This window comes from Brevibacillus sp. NPDC058079, from assembly GCF_042885155.1.
Lineage (GTDB): Bacteria > Bacillota > Bacilli > Brevibacillales > Brevibacillaceae > Brevibacillus.
Window position 1 is genome coordinate 23,614 of record NZ_JBHVSO010000024.1, and the last position, 17,480, is coordinate 41,093.

Genomic DNA, 17,480 nt, shown 5'->3' on the forward strand with positions numbered 1-17,480 from the left:
TCCTCACAATCGCAAGCTGGGTAAGCACTTTCCTACATAGTACCAGAAGAATTTGCAATTTGTAAATAAGTCTGACTAATCTTTCAGTTCTTCTACAGATACGACTGGAAACGAATGTGACGGCAGCATCGGCAGAAACGGTCGCTCGTCGATGTAGGCAACTACGACATGGGATGGACCGACCATTGTTTTCGGTGCTAGCTGTAGTTCCTCCCCACTCTCAGTTACGACGGTAATCTGCAGCATTCCGCCTCCCGGACGCGCTGGCCCCTTCGTTGCCCGCTCTGTCACGAGTGTTGTCCCATTGTACTGTAGGTGTAATTGGAGGTCATTACGCCACGAACGGAAATCCACATAATAACGCGAGAAAGGTATGGGATCAGTGGTCACACTGTCTGCTTGAGGGACGAACAAGGTTTGCTCACGACGGTATCCACCATTTTCGTACATTCTGTCATCAAAACGTTCAAGAGCCTCGTCTTCTAGCAGATCAATCACACCCTCTGTTTTCAATACAGGATCAACAGCAAAGGTGGCGTGATGATTAGACAACTCCAGGAGTATCTTCACTTCTGTTTTTTTCTGCATGGCGATGTCTGCATCTACAATAAACATACCTACCAGCAAAAAGAACAGCATCGTAGAAATAGATAAGATGTTTATACCCGTAACGATAGCCTCCTAACGGGAGCTTTTACAGATCGTAGTCCATGATGTTAACTGTTCCTATTCTTTGAACTTGCAAGGAATCAGCCGGCATTGGAATCCATGAGGTAAAGCGGGGGTATGGAATTGCCAGCTCCACAACAAACTCATCTTCGTGGCTCCATAGGACGGGATCAAGTGAACGAGTGCGAGTGACACTGACAGACAAGTCCTGATCTGAAACAGAAAACTTTTTCTCCCTCAGCTCACTAGCAATCAATGCCCGAACCTCTTGTTGCAAGTTGGCTTCACTCGTTCCCCCGTGGTTGCTGACGTATTTTGTAGCGGCCGAGCTCACTTCCAATAATTCGTTTCTGGCCTGAACAACCGTATGTACCTGTAAAAGCCCTAATGGAACGAGTAGCATAACCATAATGTTCAAAATCACAGCGATTAATTGACCCATTAGCCTGTACCAAAACGCGTTACTTCAGCGAGCAAATCACCGAAAAACTGCGTGCATGCCGATAGGAGATTTTGCGGACCGGTGAGAAGCAAACCTACCGTCAAAGGCAAAACAATAGCCATTACAGCCAAAATGCTAATCATTTTATTCATACACTACCACCCTGGATCAAAGTATTCGGACGGCCGACTTCCCGTAAAGGAAAAGGATGTATCCCCCTCCACAAATTTGTGCAGCCATTGGGTCACTTTTGAAGGCTGGATGGTAACCGACAAGGTAATCGCCTCCTGCCGCTCTTTGCGAGCTCGCTCGCTCTCGGTTCGAGGCCAGCTCCCGGCAAACACATCCCCTGTCACTTCCCAACCTAGTTCTTTCATTTTAAGGAGATAGTAATCTGCTAACGTAGGTTCCAAATACCCGATGTCCTGCATATCATCCAGTAAGTCAGCATAGATTCCACGGGCAATCGCCCTTTCCATTGCGTACAAGTGGTAAGCTCCCAGTGCAGAAGTGATCAATAGAAGGACCAGTAGACAAATAAGAAAGACTTTTGCTTTCACCATCGTTTTAGAAACGCCAGCTCCTCTTTAATGGAAGATGACCGTCGCTGCTCGATACACCCTTTCCCGTTGCGTCTGTTTAAGCTGCTCCTCTGGCTGGAGATTCCAAAGCACCGCGCACAAGCTCCCTACCATAATCGAAATGATGAGAAGAACGTGGATGTGCAGCATCAGTTTGACGACGTATAGGATGTGCCGTTTTGCATCCTATAGTTGATGTTTTCATTTCGAGTATCGTAGTTCAGCGATGTGATGGATTGGTTAATGCTCTCGGCAGAATCGTTTGCCGCGGGGCTTAACTCATTGCCATAGCTGCTGACACCGATCCCTAACACCATGACGCATGCTAAAAATATAAAAAACATTTTCGACATCTCGAATTTCCCCTTTTCTCATACGTGATTTAAGGTATGGCTTTATCGATCCACCCAACTGCTCGATCTCTCAGCCCGTCTTCTCTCACTACCGATGTGTTTATTTCGGACAAGCTAGAAACGATTATTCCTAAAGAGAAAACGATGCACATGATGATAGATAATAGCTTGGTCATGAGTTGCTCCTCCTCAGGTCAAATATTTATCCAGAATTTCTGTAAGCAGCTTATACCAAGGAAACATAGCTACCAATAACCCCATGTAAAATGCCGGGTAGACAATGACCGTGTAGCCAATCCCCAAAGATTTTATCTTTTTTCGATGACGGAACATTCTTCGGTGATCGACAGCCCACTCCATTCGTTGCATAGTTGCACTTACTTGTCCTTCGCTCAGCGTCTCAATTGTACGCATGCTCGATACGAGGATAATTCCGTCGTCGACGCCAATTTTGCGTTTAAAGCTCTCAAGCGCCTCATTAGGGTCTCTGTTCCAATCAGATAAAGTAGGAATATACTCTTTTAGCTTTCTAGTAGGTCTTGCTGCCTTGACCATGGCATTGTAAATGGGCACCTGATTTTCTAGAAGGGTCACATAGCGATTGATAAATCTGGCGATATCTGTGCTCAGCATATCTTCTCTGTGATTTGCCCACATCTTCAAGCCCATGTACGGCAGCATGTAACTCCCAGCAGATGCCAGGCACATCGACAGAAGTGGAAATGATTCCATTCGGCTTACGACGACCCACATAAGAATCAGGATGCAAACGATACTTCCAGTCAACAATTGCAGAAACACCCACTCTGGTTTTCCCCATCCAAAAGGCCTTCCTGCTCGTGATAGTAACTGTTCCCATTTGTCGTCTTCGTCAGGCTTGAGTGCCTGCTCCCACTTTCCCCACCACACCCCGGAAACAAACAGCTTCGGCTTTTGCTTGTGAAACATATACTTCCCGATCATAAACGTTGCACTAAAAACAAATAGAGCGCCTAATCCAAGGTAGGTATACATGATTAGCATTGGCATTAGCGATATCTCCTTCCCCAAATAAACGCCAACAGGATCGAAAAGGTCCACACAGTCGTCGCAATCGCTAATATGGCTTGTCCATCTGGCGTGTAGAAATAGAGACGATAGGAGTCTTGAAGCAACCCTTGATTGTAGGGGATCAAACAAATACAAATGGCTATAACGATAAGCAGACTGATCCAAATGGAGTATATTTCACTATCACGCTCATGCTTTTCATCTTGTTGTACAAACATCTCATTCGTTAACCGATTTAGAGGTGATTGAATATCTTCTGTTTCTCCTTCCAAACCGCTGGAAATATACGTTGCAAAATCAAAAGCCCACGGATGGTCCAGTCTCTGCGCAAATTGTTCCACTGCCGCAACCGAGTTTCCCCCGTCCGAAAGGCTATTGTTCAGCAGAAGGAGGTCAGGCAATAACTCTTTGGGGCATTCCTCTATCATTTCGCGAAAGGTAAGGACGATGTTTTTGCGACTGTTATAATAACGGGCAAACAATTCTACGAAACGACAGAATGAGCTGATTTTTTTATTCATTTGGACGGTATAGCGTGCGTATAGAATCAGTGTTGGCAGCAAGAGGAATAAGAGAAAAAGCGACAAGGATACAATCATATTTCCTAGCAAAATACCTGAGATGAATCCCGCTATCCCGCCAATCATGGATAGTATTAAGTACCCTTCTGGTGTACCTCCCACGATTTGACACCAACGCTCAAAGCGTTCATACATCATACGCCGGGTAGAATGCCTTAAAAATTTCTCTCTCCATACCTCAACTGTACGCGGGAAGAACACGCGTGGACTTGTCCATCCCTTATACAAGTGTAAGCCGAGAAACAGAAAGCCAGAGAAGAGACATAGAAACACTGGGAAAAGAAATGTGTAAATCATAGCTGCCTGCCTATATCGGTAAGACGTAGCTCTTTCAACACTTCAATGTCTGCTTTGCCGACGTAACACATGTATTCAACTAAATGTGGGCTCAGTTGATTTCCCGTCCATTCATAAGCTCCCGTCTGCATGTTGCGACCTACGAGAGGAATAGATTCGACTCGGTTAAAAGATGAATTCCACTCCGTTGTATGAATGGCATCAATAAAACGGTGACCACTGTTGCGGTATGTAAGCGAATTGACAAAATTGACTGCCCTGCTAATCCGCTCCTGGGTCAGCTCGACACTCCGCCCTCCGTATTGATACACAAGATCGGTCAAATCATGTAACGCTCTATGAGCAAATCTTTCGTGCATCGCTCCGATTGTTGCGTCCGTCCCTCTGATTCCGGCATTTATAAAATGGTACGCTTCTATCGGCTCGCGAATTTCTCCAATCAAAATTGTATTCGCGGTTGATCGGTACATGTCTTTGAAGCAATGCCCCAATTCAATGCCGATTTCCTCCACGTTTTGGAGTTCAATCACTTCACCTGACCAAATATCACCAAATCGCATCTCATGTTCACTTTCAAAGATCGTGATATATTCTGTCCGAGGATCCTTCAGTTTCATCATACACATCATCAACGTTGTTTTCCCTGCAGCCATCGGTCCAATAACCAGTACATTGCTGCGTCCGTACACTTGCTGTTCCATTAGCCATTGAATTCTTTCGTCGAAGGCTGGCTGTTGCTGTGTACGAAGTTGGTCGAGTGAAAAAGTAGGCGTTGTAAATCGTCTAACCAGAATGGTCGGTACTCTGGAATAAGGGAAAGTGAACATAGTCAGTCTCGCTTTTAGAGAATGTAAGTATCCACTCAATCTAGGTTTTTTCTCGTTAAAAGATAGACCCGCTGTATTGGTCAACTTTTGTTGAAGGGTTTCAACCTCTTTCCAGCTTGGTGTGTAAGAGAGAAATTTTTTGACCCCTTGCTCCAAGTAGGCAATGTTGCGGTTTGCAGAAATTCGCACTTCCTCTACCCACGGAGACAAATGAAGGACGGCATCGAGTATGCCCCACCCGTATGTAGAAAAGGTGAGACCTTCGTAACCATTGACATGCGGCAAAATTTGTTCGGTTACTGGTCGTTGGAGGACTTCCTCAAAATAATGCTGCAAGCGAAGAATAATATGGTTGTGACTATCACGATCTCCCTGTTCTGCCAAAGCGAGAATTCGTTGCATCTCTAGCTTCTCTTCTCGAGTTTTGCCAAAATGATTTAAATACTCTCTTGCTGCTTGTTTAATGTCCTCGATCGTTTCGATGTCCGATCCAACTCGTTGTTCTCGTTGTTCTCGTTCTATCCCTCTCATCAGCAAAACACCGCACTTTTATCCATATATTGTGCCTTAGCAATTTCCTTCAAACTGCTGATGTACGATTTGGGAGCGAAAAACTCTTCTATTAATACACTGCAGCTCTGATGAGATTGATTGAGCCTGCTCTCTGAAATGCGTGGTACTACACCGTAGACCGAAACATCCTCCCCGATTCGAAAGGGTTGCCCAGGATCTAAATGACTGAGCAGAACCTCGCATTTCACTCCTCTTTCTCTCCATTTATGCAGCCACTCTCTGGCACTATCGATACTAAAGGGATCAGCTCTCACGAATAAAAGATTGCGGTCAACGGTATGAAGCAACCGCTGTAGAGTTTCAGACTCAGGAAAGCAGTAACCCCAATCGACGTATACATAGTCAAATTGCATGCGAAACACACGAATTAGATTGCTTAATTCTGAGCTTTTCCATTTGCTAGCAGCATGTGCGTAATACAAATTTGGCAAGTGCGCGCTCTGTTTGCAGACATTGCTCCAATTACGCTTGGCAGTTGTTTGTATATCGATAAAGTCAGGACGAAATAATGATAATTGATGTTGTTGGAGCTTGAAGAAACGTGTTAGATCCGGCTTGGCGTCATTCATATCAAGTACGACAATGCGCTTTTCAGGATGCTGTCTCGCTAGGATGACGGGATAATTAATACAAAAGGTAGTAATGCCAGAAGCTCCGTAGCTTAATAAAGCGTAAACGAGCCCATTTTCTTTTGACGATCCGATGTCTGTACACTCTTGCACGAAGCCTAGAATCAGACTGATTTGATGGCGTATTTCTTCTTGTGATAAATGGGCCGATAACAGGTATACATGCTCTAGCCCGGACTCCTCCGCTACCTTCTCAATCATCTTCTCATCCCGATAGAGAGGAACAATAATTAACGGTGAGTTTGGTGGGAGTTGTGCTTTCAAGGCCGGAAGCCATTCCCAAACGGGAGAGTTGAACATTTCGGAAAAGATCACGGTAGCTTCTGGCATATAAAGCTGTACAAGCCGTGAAAACTCCGCCGCCGACTCAGCTACCAGCACATCACTGTACACAGGCATATACGTCTTGGCGAGTGACTTCATCGGATAACAAACTAAAATTTTCATGATGCTTGCTCCTTTGAACCCATGATATGACCTACCTGAAGCATCCCATATGACATTGCCTCGCTTACGATCACATACTCCTCGTCTGTCAAATTAAAGCCGATAAAAGCAGGTAGTGCTGTTGGCTGAACCCGGTAGTCACGATATCGTTTTTCGCCATTCTGCAACGGCTTTTCTCGTGATCCATGAAAGATAGAATCCATCTGATCAGGAGATGGCAACAAGCTCGGCTTTAATGTATAGATCTCAATACCATTATTGTCCCTCACGCTTGCAAGCTGACTTTCAAATAACAAATCTGCCGTATCATTGGTTTTTCTAAAATGCAGTGGTGCAGGATAGTCTTGCAGCTCCGAGAGATTCTTGTATTTGACCCAAATTTTCACATGATCACCTTTGCGTAATTCCGTTAAAGGATGGATGGATAGTAGAGGGAACTCGTAGCGCGCCTCCCCTTTTTCCGGTAAAAGCTGCGAATCTGTCAGCTTTTCCACTAATAATTGCTCGCCTTCGTATATAGTCTGCGTGCTCCTTTTCCCCAAAACGGTATCCAAATCACGTGCTGAACCTGGAAGAATTTCATCCACTTCTTCCTGTACAAGTATCACATCATCTTGTGTAATCGGCTCGAAGGCTGCTATTTCTTTCCCTCCAGCTACCTTTACAACTGGGGCAAACAGCTTTTCTGCAGCCATCGCGTCAATATATTGAGTCGCCGCATAAAAGGACGACCCTGCTAGCAGAAACGAAATTAAGCAAATGACAAGCAATGTTTGCTTCTTCATAACATCCTTCCTTTATAAGCATGAATCAATGACTGAAACTCAATCTCTTCCTCCGGGAAAAGCTCCAATAGTAGATTAGCTTTGGCGCTTGCCATTGCTGTTTTCTCTCCATCCATCAACGGAATCATGTCAGTTACCTGTGTAGATCCAGGCTGCTGATCCCATAGGGAGAGCGTTCCTTCTACTTTTTTCATGATGCTTGCCCGAGACAATTGGCTATTCCACTTGTTTGCTATCATTTTTATTTTTCTTCTTTCTGTGTTCCACCAAGTAGGGGCTGGATCTACCAGGAACAAACGGGTAAGTCTAGCCAAATCTGCATCAAATACTACCCATATTTCGTCGGCATGCTCAAAAATTTGTTTGGAGTGGATATCATTCCAGTAGGAAGAAACATCAATGACAACAATGGGACTATCCTTACAAATCCGTAGTAACCAATTAGCTGTATCTGTTTGAGAAGATTCGTGCTGAAGTTGTGCTGGGGATTCTATCTGGATGCGAAGATGGTTATTCTGCATGAGGAGCGATGGTGTAGGAGAATCTCTTTCTTGTTGTCGAACTCTACGTTCAAAATCAAGTGCAAAATAATAATAGGAAGTCACTTTTGGTAACTCGCAAAGGGTGACAGGAATGCCTTTTCCTGACCATGCATACGCTAGGTTACTTGCAAGAAAACTAGCTCCAGCCTGTGCGTACAAACTCATAACAGCAATACATTTACGCTGATACAACTCCTGTTGCTCAACTATTGGTGGCGAAGCAAGCTTTTCTTTAAGCACTCTCCATTGCCGCTCTTCCTGAATAGACTGTGAAAACTCCTGCTGCTCCAAATCACGGAACCTGGAGACAAAGCGGCTCATTTGGTGAAACATGATTATCCCACCTGGGAATCATTTGATTTATTTTTACTGGCAATGTATTTCTCAAATTTCTCAACCATCTCTCGAACAGTGAGGGACTTGCGATGATAATAGTATATTTTGCGCAGTCGCTCTCGTTCCTGAGCTGTCATTTCTGGTCTCACTTTCATAGCTAGCTCGATTAACAGAGCAAGTTCGACGTTGTTAGGTCTTCCTCTTCTCGGTGGATTGGCAAATAGCTCCTGCTGCTTTTTATTAAATGCGTTTGGGTACTCTACCAGCCACATGTCTACCAACGTTTCAATATCTTCATGTGTACGTACACCGAGCTTCATCAAGTATTTAAAATATGTGGGGATGGGACGCTCACGTATCTGCCCATTTTGCCAACGGGCAAGAAATCCATTTGGCATAGTTAGATGCTTGGTTACGTCTCGGATGAGTGCTATCCGATTTGGCGATTGGTATTGAACGACTGCTTCCTTTACTAGCGTAAACAAAATGTCATGATAATTGACGCCTTTATACCCGCTTCCATACTCTGTGATGTACCATTCCTCAACTGCTCGATCAAAATCTCTCCGGCAATTCGATAACTGAAGCTGATTCAGATGCTCATAAAACTCTTCCAGATCATACTGAACCATAAACTCTTCCTGGTAATCTCCAAAAACAAAAGCAATAAAGGATTCCTTAAACTCTTCCAATGACAACAATGTCAGCTTGTTTGTCTCCTCATAGCAGCGGTTGACTAATTCGATTGCACTCTTTGCCAACACGTCAAGATACCCCCATTTTCCTTTTTATAGAGCGTTAGATATTCTCCAAAAGCATTCTCGACTCGTCGAATCTTATTTAGCCTGATAAACCAGGCATTTCGCTTTATGGGTCGCCTCACACGCACCCGTGCAAGGCGATTAAGAGAACCTACTCCGTTACAAAGTAAAGTTCTTCTCCGGTCGCGAAAAGAAGAGCGATCCTTCCCCCGCGCTCCATGACGGTTGGAGCATTCTCCATTACAATCAGTCCGTCATTGAGTACTACTCTCTCTCCAAATCGATGTACGGATTCGATCTGGAACGCTCCCTGCGGAACTCTTTCCACTGAAAGATATCTGCCGGGTTTGTGCTTCTGGTAGCGTACTTGTCGCCCTAGAAGCTGCTCCACGGATGCAGAGCATTTCTGGTGAGCCTCTACTGTTGCCATACGCAACGCCTCCTTCTCTCACCTGTAGAGTACGGCCGTTTCATCTGCTTATAAGCCTATGAAACTATCTCTACCGTAAAAAAAGACAGCAGGGTTGTGCAAATATTTTTATAACTCTTCCCAATAAGAGGGATCACTAAGTTCGGGATACATTTCAGTGACCATATCAAATGGTGAAAAGTAGAGTGTATCGACGAGAATTTTTAGTTTATATGTTTTCAGGAGCGTATACGCTCTCTCTGTTTTGCTGAAGATACTTGGCAGTTGACGCAAATCTGCCAGCTTTAGTAGATGCTTGCACATATAGTCGACGCATATTTTTGCCCGTTCCTCACCCTTTATGCTCTGAAAATAAGCTGGGGGAAAATGACGTCTTATGCCTGAAAGCACTTCTTGGTAAACCCATAGCACTCGTTGCTCTTCTGGAAGCCGAGGTAAATACGGATAAGCAAATTCTAAGAAATAATACACATCCTCAGCCTTCGCCTCGATAGGCGGCTCAATAAATTCTCTTACTAAATGCAGCTTCAATTCTTTTACATCTTGCAAGCTCAATTCACGTCGCGCTTGCTCTGGTGTCCATCTTTTTACATTCTCAATCGCATATCTGACAACCAATTGGACTTTTTGCTTACGGTACTGCACCTCTTCGAACTCATACGGGGAAAAACGCTTTTGCTCTCCGTTAAGAATTCGTTTGTACCGATCGACTATTTTTGAGGGCACTGTCATCTCACTCCTATCCCCATTTCTGGAATATACTACTAAATTACCATGCGGGATTAGGACAAAAATAACAGTGCCTTTGTTCAAAATTGTGACTTTATTCATAGACTCCAGACTGGGAGACTCTGTTCATTTTTACAAAAAGCTCATCCCAAAATACAGGTATATTCTTTTCAACCTTTACTTCTAAATGATAGATTCCTTGCAAGTACAAATAAGGCCGTTCACCTTTTTGGTGAATGATAGAGACCTCTTCACTTGTCCCCTCCAGATTCGGCCTGTTTAATCTCCAAAGAATCCCCGCTTCTTCACGTGCCCCGCGAATGATATCCGCATCACGCCGTTCAGCTTCTTCTGTTGTCGCAAACAATCTGATTTGCTTATCACCGTTTGAATCCACGTACTCCCATTTTCCAGCCACACGCGCTCCCTTGGTAATCAGATCGGCTGTATGTTGCATCCTCATTTTTAGATAATCTGTCTGCTCCAAAAATAACAGGATAGAGAGCAGGCTGCCCAAGCAGAAGAGAAAGAAGAGCACAGTAATCATTGTTGCCCCGCGCTCTTCCTTCACTCGAAACAAAAAATGGTGCAACAGATCATTCATTGCTTCTCCTCCGCATTTTCAACCATCATGTGATAGCTTTCGGTTATCTCGTATAATTCCCCCGTAGCGAGAAGCCGAAATGAAACTGTTGCTTCAGCTTTTACATGACTACCTTTTCTCCAGCCGTTCCCATCAAGCTCCAACTGCACATCTTTGTGAAGGACTCCGATACCTTGTGCTAATTCCGATGTACCTCGCTGTTTCGCATGGAATTTGGCCAAACCGAAATTGGGCTGCACTGCAGCAATTCTTCCTGCCTCATAAGCAGCCGCCAATGCCTTTTGCTTGTTGTACATCATGCTGAATTGGTCAAAGGAGAATACGATCAAGATCCAAACTAAAGGAAACACCAAAATAAACTCAATCATTTGGCTGCCTCGCTCATCATTCACCCTCGTACGTATCACTCGTCCCATGTGTGTGATCATCCGCTTGCTCCGATAACATCTCGTACGGATTGGAACACAAAAGCACCCAGCAAATATACCGCGTAGGGGAATGAAAAGGCTGTTCTTTCCCTGCCTGGAAGCCATACTTGTCGATGAGCCGACCATCCGGCTGCCATGATTTGAAGATTGTTGCGTAAGCGAGCCCAATTTTGCGGATAGAACACCATAACAATCAGGCACAAAATGATGGAATGTAAAAACAAAGAATACACCACACTCCAGCTCGTCCAAGCACCAACAGCCATCAGCAACTTTTGATCCCCCATCCCCATCCCTTTTAAGAATACGGGACCAACTGTCAACAAAAAGGCTCCTGCCACACCTAACAATGCTCCAGCTAATAATTCACCTTCCCACTGATACCAGAAGCCGATAGCAATCGCTGGAAAAACAAGAGTATTCGGTATTTTCCTTCGTCTCCAATCCATCCATGCTGCCGCTCCTAATACGCCCAGCAAGACTACGTTTGTCATTTGCTTATTTTTTCTTGCAGTTCCTTCAGCTTCTCGTCTTCGGCAGTGCCTAGTTGTGTCAGTGTCGGAATAAGCACAATCAAGATGACGGCAATGATAATGACCATTTCCACGATCGTAACACCGTCCTCCTCATACCAAAAACGCTTGACGTAATCTGCGATGGCTCCCATTCCATTCACTCCTCATTGAGATTTTGGTTCTATTTTCACTCTGCCAAAAGACAGTGCCTCTCGCAAAAATATTTATACGCGCTTATTTTTCTACAAGCTTTCTCCGATGCCAATGAATGCAGGACCCATCACCAAGAACAACAACGGTAGGCCCATTAACAAAATGACAAAAGGCAATAACCTGATATTTAACCGATTCATATGGGTAGCAGCCTCGTCTTCTTGTTGTCTCACTTGCTCCTCTACTTGGACAGACAACATTTGTGATATGCTAACCCCTTTTTTCATCGCCTCGTTCATCTCCAACGCGATGGTAGTCAACGAATCTACCTCCCATCGAAAAGCCAGCTCTTCAAGCGCCTTTCTCCAGTTCCCATGCCTTTTTTCTCCCATTTCTAGGCTCGCAAGCTCTCTGCCAAGTCTTGCATCAAATCGTCTCGCTGTCTGCTTAACAGCCTGCTGCAATGGCATGCCTGCTTCCACCAGTGATTGCACAATGCTGAAAAAAATAGGAACCTGCTCACGAATTTCAGCTTTTGCCCGCTTGTCCGCCCAATCTAGCAGCATGTTTGGCAACAAGTACAAAAATAAACTAAACGTTAAGGGAAGCCCATTCATCGTACCGATTTTTTCACCGTTAACCATGCTCATTGCCAATGAAGCTAGAGATGAAGCAATGAAACACATACTGATGAGCCGGAACAAGACAATCTCTGTCAGACTTATATCGATCCCCAGACGCGCCAATGTTTCCTCTATTTTTTTCTTATCGACACCCGTCCATTTGTAGAAATGCTGTAGCAGCACCTGGTTTTTCTCCAAGCCTCGAATCAGTGTCCACCTTTTTCGTCCTTGTTGAAACGATTTCTCAAGCTTTGCCTGTTTCTCAGAATCAATCCTGCCCAAAAGTGTGGCGGAGAAGGGTTCTCCCTTACTCACACAAGACGGCAAGCCGTACAGAAATATAGCAACACTCACCACTATACTTATAACGAGAACGAACATTGCACCCTCTCCTATGCTCCCCTGCTTATGCTTTTATGCGCAACATAACGAATTGCTTCTCCCCCAACCAAAATAGAAGCCAAGCTTCCTAAAATCAGAAACCGTCCCCCCATTGTGGCCGTTAGTGGATCGAAATGATTGGGATTGTTCACATACAAAGCAATGACAAAAACAAACGGCATGACACTTAGTAAATTCACTTGTGCAACGATCTGAGCCATAGCTGCTTTTTGTCTACGGAGCGACTGTCGGCGTCGCAATATCGAAGAGGCAGCCAAATCGAGCGTTTTGGCCATATCTCCGCCCATCTCACGTTGAATGTAGACAATGGTCGCTAAATATTTGACATCTGCTGATCCTGTACGTTCAAAGAATCGATTCATTACGTGCTCTAACGGGACTTGTGCCCGCAATAGCTCTACAATACGCTTGTATTCCTCTAATACGATTTCTGATAAAAATGGACTAGCCGCTACCTGTTCAAACGCATGTAAATACGATGGAGAAGTACGTAAAGAACTAGCCATGAGACGAATCGCTTTTACATTGCCTGCTTCGAAATCGTCCTTTCGACGAGCTCCCCAAACACTCACCAACCGTTCGGTAAACATAATCCCTGCCAGCAAAGCAGGCAATGCCATCCACCAAGACTGCAAGATCTGACTACTCACACCAAAGGACGCGATCCCCAATAAAAAAGAGAGGGTCACATACTGGTTTACCCCCCACCCTGAGCGCGATTTCGCCAACCTCTCCTCAAACTGCTTCCAAATTGTTTTTCGTTCCTGTTGGAGCACTTCTACGATTTCGTGCTTCCCCATCGGTTCTCGCATATAAAATTTGTTTGGCATGATCAATAAGAGGATGGCCATCCCCATCCCTACCGCAACAGGTAAGCTAATATCCATACCTTCTCCTCCTATAGAGGTATTGGAGTGGTGAAAAAGACTTGCTCAATCTCCTCTCGCGACAGTCCTTTCTCTAGCCATCGTTTAATAAGTCGCTCTGGGCGATAGCCTGTCCATTTGAAATGACCCTTTACTCTCCCATTCTCCATCCCAGTTGCTTCGTACACGTAAATATCCTGCAAATACACCCGATCAGGGAGAACCTGTTTAATGTTGCAAGCTCGTTTTATCCATTCTTCATGCGATTGACCCGTCCCCACTACCTCCGTTATCGCAACAACCTTGCGACTGCCATCTTCTTCAAAACGTTTTACTTGAACAATCAGATCCAGTGCTGAACCGATCATTAAATTGCGCTCTTCAGCACTATACCCTTCATCTGCTTTTCCAAATAAAATGGGCAATGTTGAATCGACCAAAGCTCGCGGTGAGTTTGCATGCGCTGTGCTCCAGCTACCAGGGTGATCCGTATTCATCGCCCAAAGCATATCTACGATTTCACCACCTCGTGTCTCACCGACCATAATGACATCTGGCCTTTTTCTCAAGGACAAACGAACACAATCCTTGATCGAAAACCCACCCTTGCCCTCATAATTCGCAGGTTTCGCTAAAAATCTGCGCACAAAAGGATGCTGAAGCTTCATCTCCAAAACGTCCTCGATCGTAATAATACTTAAATGATCAGGAACATACTGAGAGATGAGATTGAGCATGTGTGTCTTGCCTGAACCTGTTCCTCCACTGACAATGCCAGATGCACGAGATAAACGGACGGCTCTGTTTAAAAAGAGAAGCATCGGCTCGCAAATGGATCCATACCGCAAGTAGTCAAACTCGCTGAGTAGCTCACGGTGTTTTCTGATCGTGAGCATATGACCATCGGGAGAAATAGAGCGATGCGTAGCGGCAACCCGGGAACCGTCTGGAAGCTGTGTATGCAACTCTGCTTTTGTTTCATTAAACTCACGCCCCATTGTCGCTGCAATTTGTTCCAATAAGCGCAGCAGCTCCTCTTCATCGCGAAAAACAGCATTGTCCGGCGATTCAAGACGACCAGTACTTTTTCTTTCAATAACGAGATAGTTATAGCGGTGAAAAAGAATCTCTGTGATGTCGTTATCCTCTAATAAAGCGTCTAATGGTCCCCAACCGGTCAAAGAATGCAGTAATCGTTTTACTTCTGCTTCCATTTGTATGGATGTCAGGGTGGTTTGCGACTCCAGCAGCATTCGAATATCTGCCGTCAGCTCATCTAACAAGAGTGGGGACTGCTTTTCCTCCCATAATCGTTTTCCGTATTTCTCGACAATCTGGGTACGTATCGATGTTTCTCTATCTGTCCCGACCCATTTTTCATTCATCCGCTCGTGATCGGGGAATTGTATTTTTTCGTGAAGCGTCGAAGGAACTCCCGCCATTCCCCTCCCCGCTGATCGTAATTCATGCGCTGTACGGACTTGATTAGAAATGCCTAGTAACTGTTTTTTATCGAACATGACACCCTCCCTTATCCCCATAACCACTTAAAGAGAGATGTTTTCTCTTTTTGTTTCTCTTTTCCAGCAGCCTTCATTTGCTCCCCATCTACGGGAAACAGTGCTTTTCCTAATGTCTCAATGGCTTCCTTGGCCGGAATTCTCCCTGTCTGGAGCATGACTGGCGTTCCAGTGTTAATCGATTTTTTTACTTCCACATCGTCAGGTATTGAGAAGATTTTTTTGCTAGGATGAAGTTGGAAGTAAGCACGAATTTCATCTAGGGTAAACATTTCTTTCCGCTGCAAACGATTCATACAAATTTGAATGCGTTCTTCAGGGTACTCTGCTTCTCGCAATAGTTTTAGCAATCGTTGAATATTTTCAATGGAGTCTACCACCGGATTTCCCACCATCACGACATGCTCTGCAAAAAATAGAGCTTGAATCGTTGCATCTGTCGTATCAGGAGCCGTATCGATAAGAATGACGTCGTAGTTGCTTTGTTTTAACGTTTCGAGAATCAGATATAAATGGTAGTCACGGATTTCAAAGCTTTGCCGAATATCACGGGGAGAGGTAAGTACATGCAATCCCGTATCAGGATGAGCAACCACATATTTCTCGATTTGTTGAGGAGATAACGGCAAGGCTTGTGCGTATTCCTGCCATTCCTCACTGCTAATGGAATACGGGTCTTTTCCTTGACTCTGAATAAACGAATGCAACTGAGCATCAAGATCCTTTACCCACGTAAAAAGATTAGGGGTACGAGGGAGATTCAAAGTAGTCGCAAATGTACCGAGATCAAGATTGAAGTCTACAGCGATTACCCGCAATGGGAGACCTTCGTTTTTTTGCATGGAAAAGAAAATCGCTAGCTCACGAGAAATAAATGTTTTTCCTACGCCACCCTTTGGGCCGTAAACAGTAATAAGCTGTTTGGGATGAGTCATTTCAGGAACTAGTCTATCTATGATCGGCTCGGAGAATGAAGGCGGCTGGCTCGGATAGCCCTTGGATTGTTCCTGGACTACATACTGGTGTTGTTGTGGCGCAGTTTCTGCTACCATGCCTGAAGGCTGTATCATCATGGCCAACGCTTCGATTTGCCCTGGTTCAATAGGCTTGGCAATAACCCATAAGCCTAAGTTCCGGAAAAACGGTTCCCACACCAGTTCATTGCTTGAGCAAGCAGCAATAAATGAAAGATGAGGAAAGGCTAGCCGAAACTGCTGACACAACACCCCTCTTTCCGTTCCCTTAATACCACCTAGCAACACCAAATGGGGTTGGCTTGCCTGTAATTTTGCCCATGCTTCTTCCACCCCAATTGCTTCGCCGCACACTTCTATCCATCTACTGTTTATAAGTTGAGCCGTTAACAAGCGAACTGAATCTCGATCATCATCTACTATGAGCAAACGCCTCTTCACTCATGCTCCTCCTTTTGAATACCCCAGCGTGTTTTCGTCTTCATTAACTCTGCAGCGAATTTTGCGTCTCCTATTCCCGGATTTCCCCCATCCTTCACTGCCGCCAAGCCCAATCTGATTTTTCCATAATGAAGTGCGTGTGTTAGCAAGACAGCCTCATCACGTGTCAGGGAGAGAGTAACAGCTACCAAATTGGGATGATCACCTTCCATTTCGCGTTGAACTCCAATGATCGGCATGTTTTGCAATAGGAGTCCAGAATGTGCTCCTGTCTCATCTTCAAAGGAAGCATAGACGTGTACACTTTCTCCGCTTGATACATGTGGTGAAACTCCTGCTACATTGTCTACGGGAATGCTCATACCTGTCATTTTTTCTGATATCCCTCCGCTGCCTTGCGCCTTGCTTTTTTGTTCCAAATCACTTTGCAATAATGGTCGGCCTCCCTTCACTTGTCGTGTGAATGCTAAACCGACAAGGCTCTGTCCTTCTTCCCATGGAATCAAGCCTGGAATTGGAGCAATGGGTTGTTGAAAGATCCCTCCCAGTCTCAGTGTCAATGGCTCCATATCCCTCGCTTCAAGTAATTGGCCACTTTCTTTTTCCACTGTTGATTGCAATTGTATATAGGTCACTTGATGCGGCTTCAAAATGATGTAGGTCGCTACACCTATACATGTAGCGAAAAGCAATATAGCCAATAGTCGTAGCGGATGTATAGACATTCTCCCCCTCCTCTCCATTGTTTCTAGCGTAGGGGAGAATAGCGGGACAAAAAAAGAAAACAAAAAAACCGTGCAGAACAAATGCACGGTTACACTTATTACACAAAAAAAGCTGCATTCTCCATTACTTTTTACAAGTAATCGGGAATACAGCTTTTCGTCTCATTCCTTCAAAACTGAATACGCATGATTGCTAA

At 44.7% G+C, this 17,480-nt stretch carries 24 protein-coding genes; all 24 read right to left on the minus strand.

Annotated features, from left to right (window positions below; translation table 11 throughout):
- Window positions 1–75 precede the first annotated feature (75 nt).
- Window positions 76–639: a hypothetical protein gene (locus tag ACFVS2_RS33360; protein ID WP_390240833.1), complete on the minus strand. Its 564-nt coding sequence runs from the start codon at window positions 637–639 to the stop codon at window positions 76–78.
- Window positions 640–694: 55 nt separating this feature from the next.
- Window positions 695–1,111 carry a hypothetical protein gene (locus ACFVS2_RS33365; RefSeq protein WP_390240835.1) on the minus strand — a complete coding sequence of 139 codons (417 nt, stop codon included), beginning with the start codon at window positions 1,109–1,111 and terminating at the stop codon, window positions 695–697.
- Window positions 1,111–1,263, minus strand: a complete 153-nt coding sequence (locus ACFVS2_RS33370; RefSeq protein WP_007725191.1) for a hypothetical protein — start codon at window positions 1,261–1,263, stop codon at window positions 1,111–1,113. Before ACFVS2_RS33370 ends, ACFVS2_RS33365 begins: the two co-directional genes overlap by 1 nt.
- A gap of 3 nt (window positions 1,264–1,266) precedes the next feature.
- Window positions 1,267–1,590 carry a hypothetical protein gene (locus ACFVS2_RS33375; protein ID WP_228088535.1) on the minus strand — a complete coding sequence of 108 codons (324 nt, stop codon included), beginning with the start codon at window positions 1,588–1,590 and terminating at the stop codon, window positions 1,267–1,269.
- Window positions 1,591–1,841: 251 nt separating this feature from the next.
- A complete protein-coding gene (locus tag ACFVS2_RS33380; protein WP_173621229.1) occupies window positions 1,842–2,045 on the minus strand; it encodes a hypothetical protein in 204 nt (67 codons plus the stop codon).
- Between the two features lie 29 nt (window positions 2,046–2,074).
- Window positions 2,075–2,221: a hypothetical protein gene (locus tag ACFVS2_RS33385; RefSeq protein ID WP_007725181.1), complete on the minus strand. Its 147-nt coding sequence runs from the start codon at window positions 2,219–2,221 to the stop codon at window positions 2,075–2,077.
- Between the two features lie 13 nt (window positions 2,222–2,234).
- The gene (locus ACFVS2_RS33390; RefSeq protein ID WP_390240838.1) at window positions 2,235–3,074 is read right to left on the minus strand and encodes a hypothetical protein; all 840 of its coding nucleotides are present in this window, start codon (window positions 3,072–3,074) and stop codon (window positions 2,235–2,237) included.
- On the minus strand, window positions 3,074–3,778 hold the full coding sequence (locus tag ACFVS2_RS33395) for a hypothetical protein (RefSeq protein ID WP_228088432.1): 705 nt from the start codon (window positions 3,776–3,778) through the stop codon (window positions 3,074–3,076). The genes ACFVS2_RS33390 and ACFVS2_RS33395 overlap by 1 nt, the downstream gene beginning before the upstream one ends.
- A gap of 191 nt (window positions 3,779–3,969) precedes the next feature.
- The gene (locus ACFVS2_RS33400) at window positions 3,970–5,331 is read right to left on the minus strand and encodes an ATPase, T2SS/T4P/T4SS family (protein WP_390240840.1); all 1,362 of its coding nucleotides are present in this window, start codon (window positions 5,329–5,331) and stop codon (window positions 3,970–3,972) included.
- Window positions 5,331–6,449 carry a hypothetical protein gene (locus ACFVS2_RS33405; protein ID WP_390240842.1) on the minus strand — a complete coding sequence of 373 codons (1,119 nt, stop codon included), beginning with the start codon at window positions 6,447–6,449 and terminating at the stop codon, window positions 5,331–5,333. Before ACFVS2_RS33405 ends, ACFVS2_RS33400 begins: the two co-directional genes overlap by 1 nt.
- Window positions 6,446–7,234 carry an SAF domain-containing protein gene (locus tag ACFVS2_RS33410; protein ID WP_390240844.1) on the minus strand — a complete coding sequence of 263 codons (789 nt, stop codon included), beginning with the start codon at window positions 7,232–7,234 and terminating at the stop codon, window positions 6,446–6,448. The genes ACFVS2_RS33405 and ACFVS2_RS33410 overlap by 4 nt, the downstream gene beginning before the upstream one ends.
- On the minus strand, window positions 7,231–8,067 hold the full coding sequence (locus ACFVS2_RS33415; RefSeq protein ID WP_390240846.1) for a CpaE/TadZ family protein: 837 nt from the start codon (window positions 8,065–8,067) through the stop codon (window positions 7,231–7,233). The genes ACFVS2_RS33410 and ACFVS2_RS33415 overlap by 4 nt, the downstream gene beginning before the upstream one ends.
- A gap of 44 nt (window positions 8,068–8,111) precedes the next feature.
- Complete coding sequence (locus tag ACFVS2_RS33420) at window positions 8,112–8,876, minus strand: hypothetical protein (RefSeq protein WP_007725159.1); 765 nt, start codon at window positions 8,874–8,876, stop codon at window positions 8,112–8,114.
- 148 nt (window positions 8,877–9,024) lie between these two features.
- Window positions 9,025–9,303: a hypothetical protein gene (locus tag ACFVS2_RS33425; RefSeq protein WP_007725157.1), complete on the minus strand. Its 279-nt coding sequence runs from the start codon at window positions 9,301–9,303 to the stop codon at window positions 9,025–9,027.
- 108 nt (window positions 9,304–9,411) lie between these two features.
- On the minus strand, window positions 9,412–10,029 hold the full coding sequence (locus tag ACFVS2_RS33430; RefSeq protein ID WP_390240848.1) for a DUF4046 domain-containing protein: 618 nt from the start codon (window positions 10,027–10,029) through the stop codon (window positions 9,412–9,414).
- A 97-nt stretch (window positions 10,030–10,126) separates the two neighbouring features.
- Entirely contained in the window at window positions 10,127–10,636 is a 510-nt protein-coding gene (locus tag ACFVS2_RS33435; RefSeq protein ID WP_173621221.1) for a hypothetical protein, read from the minus strand.
- The gene (locus tag ACFVS2_RS33440; RefSeq protein WP_390240850.1) at window positions 10,633–11,064 is read right to left on the minus strand and encodes a TadE/TadG family type IV pilus assembly protein; all 432 of its coding nucleotides are present in this window, start codon (window positions 11,062–11,064) and stop codon (window positions 10,633–10,635) included. Before ACFVS2_RS33440 ends, ACFVS2_RS33435 begins: the two co-directional genes overlap by 4 nt.
- Window positions 11,061–11,558 (minus strand): A24 family peptidase, encoded by a 498-nt coding sequence (locus tag ACFVS2_RS33445; protein WP_173621219.1) that lies wholly within the window; start codon window positions 11,556–11,558, stop codon window positions 11,061–11,063. The genes ACFVS2_RS33440 and ACFVS2_RS33445 overlap by 4 nt, the downstream gene beginning before the upstream one ends.
- On the minus strand, window positions 11,555–11,731 hold the full coding sequence (locus ACFVS2_RS33450) for a hypothetical protein (protein WP_017246982.1): 177 nt from the start codon (window positions 11,729–11,731) through the stop codon (window positions 11,555–11,557). The genes ACFVS2_RS33445 and ACFVS2_RS33450 overlap by 4 nt, the downstream gene beginning before the upstream one ends.
- Before the next feature lie 90 nt (window positions 11,732–11,821).
- Window positions 11,822–12,736 carry a type II secretion system F family protein gene (locus ACFVS2_RS33455; protein ID WP_390240853.1) on the minus strand — a complete coding sequence of 305 codons (915 nt, stop codon included), beginning with the start codon at window positions 12,734–12,736 and terminating at the stop codon, window positions 11,822–11,824.
- An 11-nt stretch (window positions 12,737–12,747) separates the two neighbouring features.
- Window positions 12,748–13,644 carry a type II secretion system F family protein gene (locus ACFVS2_RS33460; RefSeq protein ID WP_390240855.1) on the minus strand — a complete coding sequence of 299 codons (897 nt, stop codon included), beginning with the start codon at window positions 13,642–13,644 and terminating at the stop codon, window positions 12,748–12,750.
- An 11-nt stretch (window positions 13,645–13,655) separates the two neighbouring features.
- Entirely contained in the window at window positions 13,656–15,143 is a 1,488-nt protein-coding gene (locus ACFVS2_RS33465; protein WP_390240857.1) for a TadA family conjugal transfer-associated ATPase, read from the minus strand.
- Between the two features lie 11 nt (window positions 15,144–15,154).
- Window positions 15,155–16,558: a CpaE/TadZ family protein gene (locus ACFVS2_RS33470; RefSeq protein WP_390240859.1), complete on the minus strand. Its 1,404-nt coding sequence runs from the start codon at window positions 16,556–16,558 to the stop codon at window positions 15,155–15,157.
- Window positions 16,555–17,283 carry a Flp pilus assembly protein CpaB gene (gene cpaB / locus ACFVS2_RS33475; protein WP_390240861.1) on the minus strand — a complete coding sequence of 243 codons (729 nt, stop codon included), beginning with the start codon at window positions 17,281–17,283 and terminating at the stop codon, window positions 16,555–16,557. Before cpaB ends, ACFVS2_RS33470 begins: the two co-directional genes overlap by 4 nt.
- Between the last annotated feature and the right edge of the window lie 197 nt (window positions 17,284–17,480).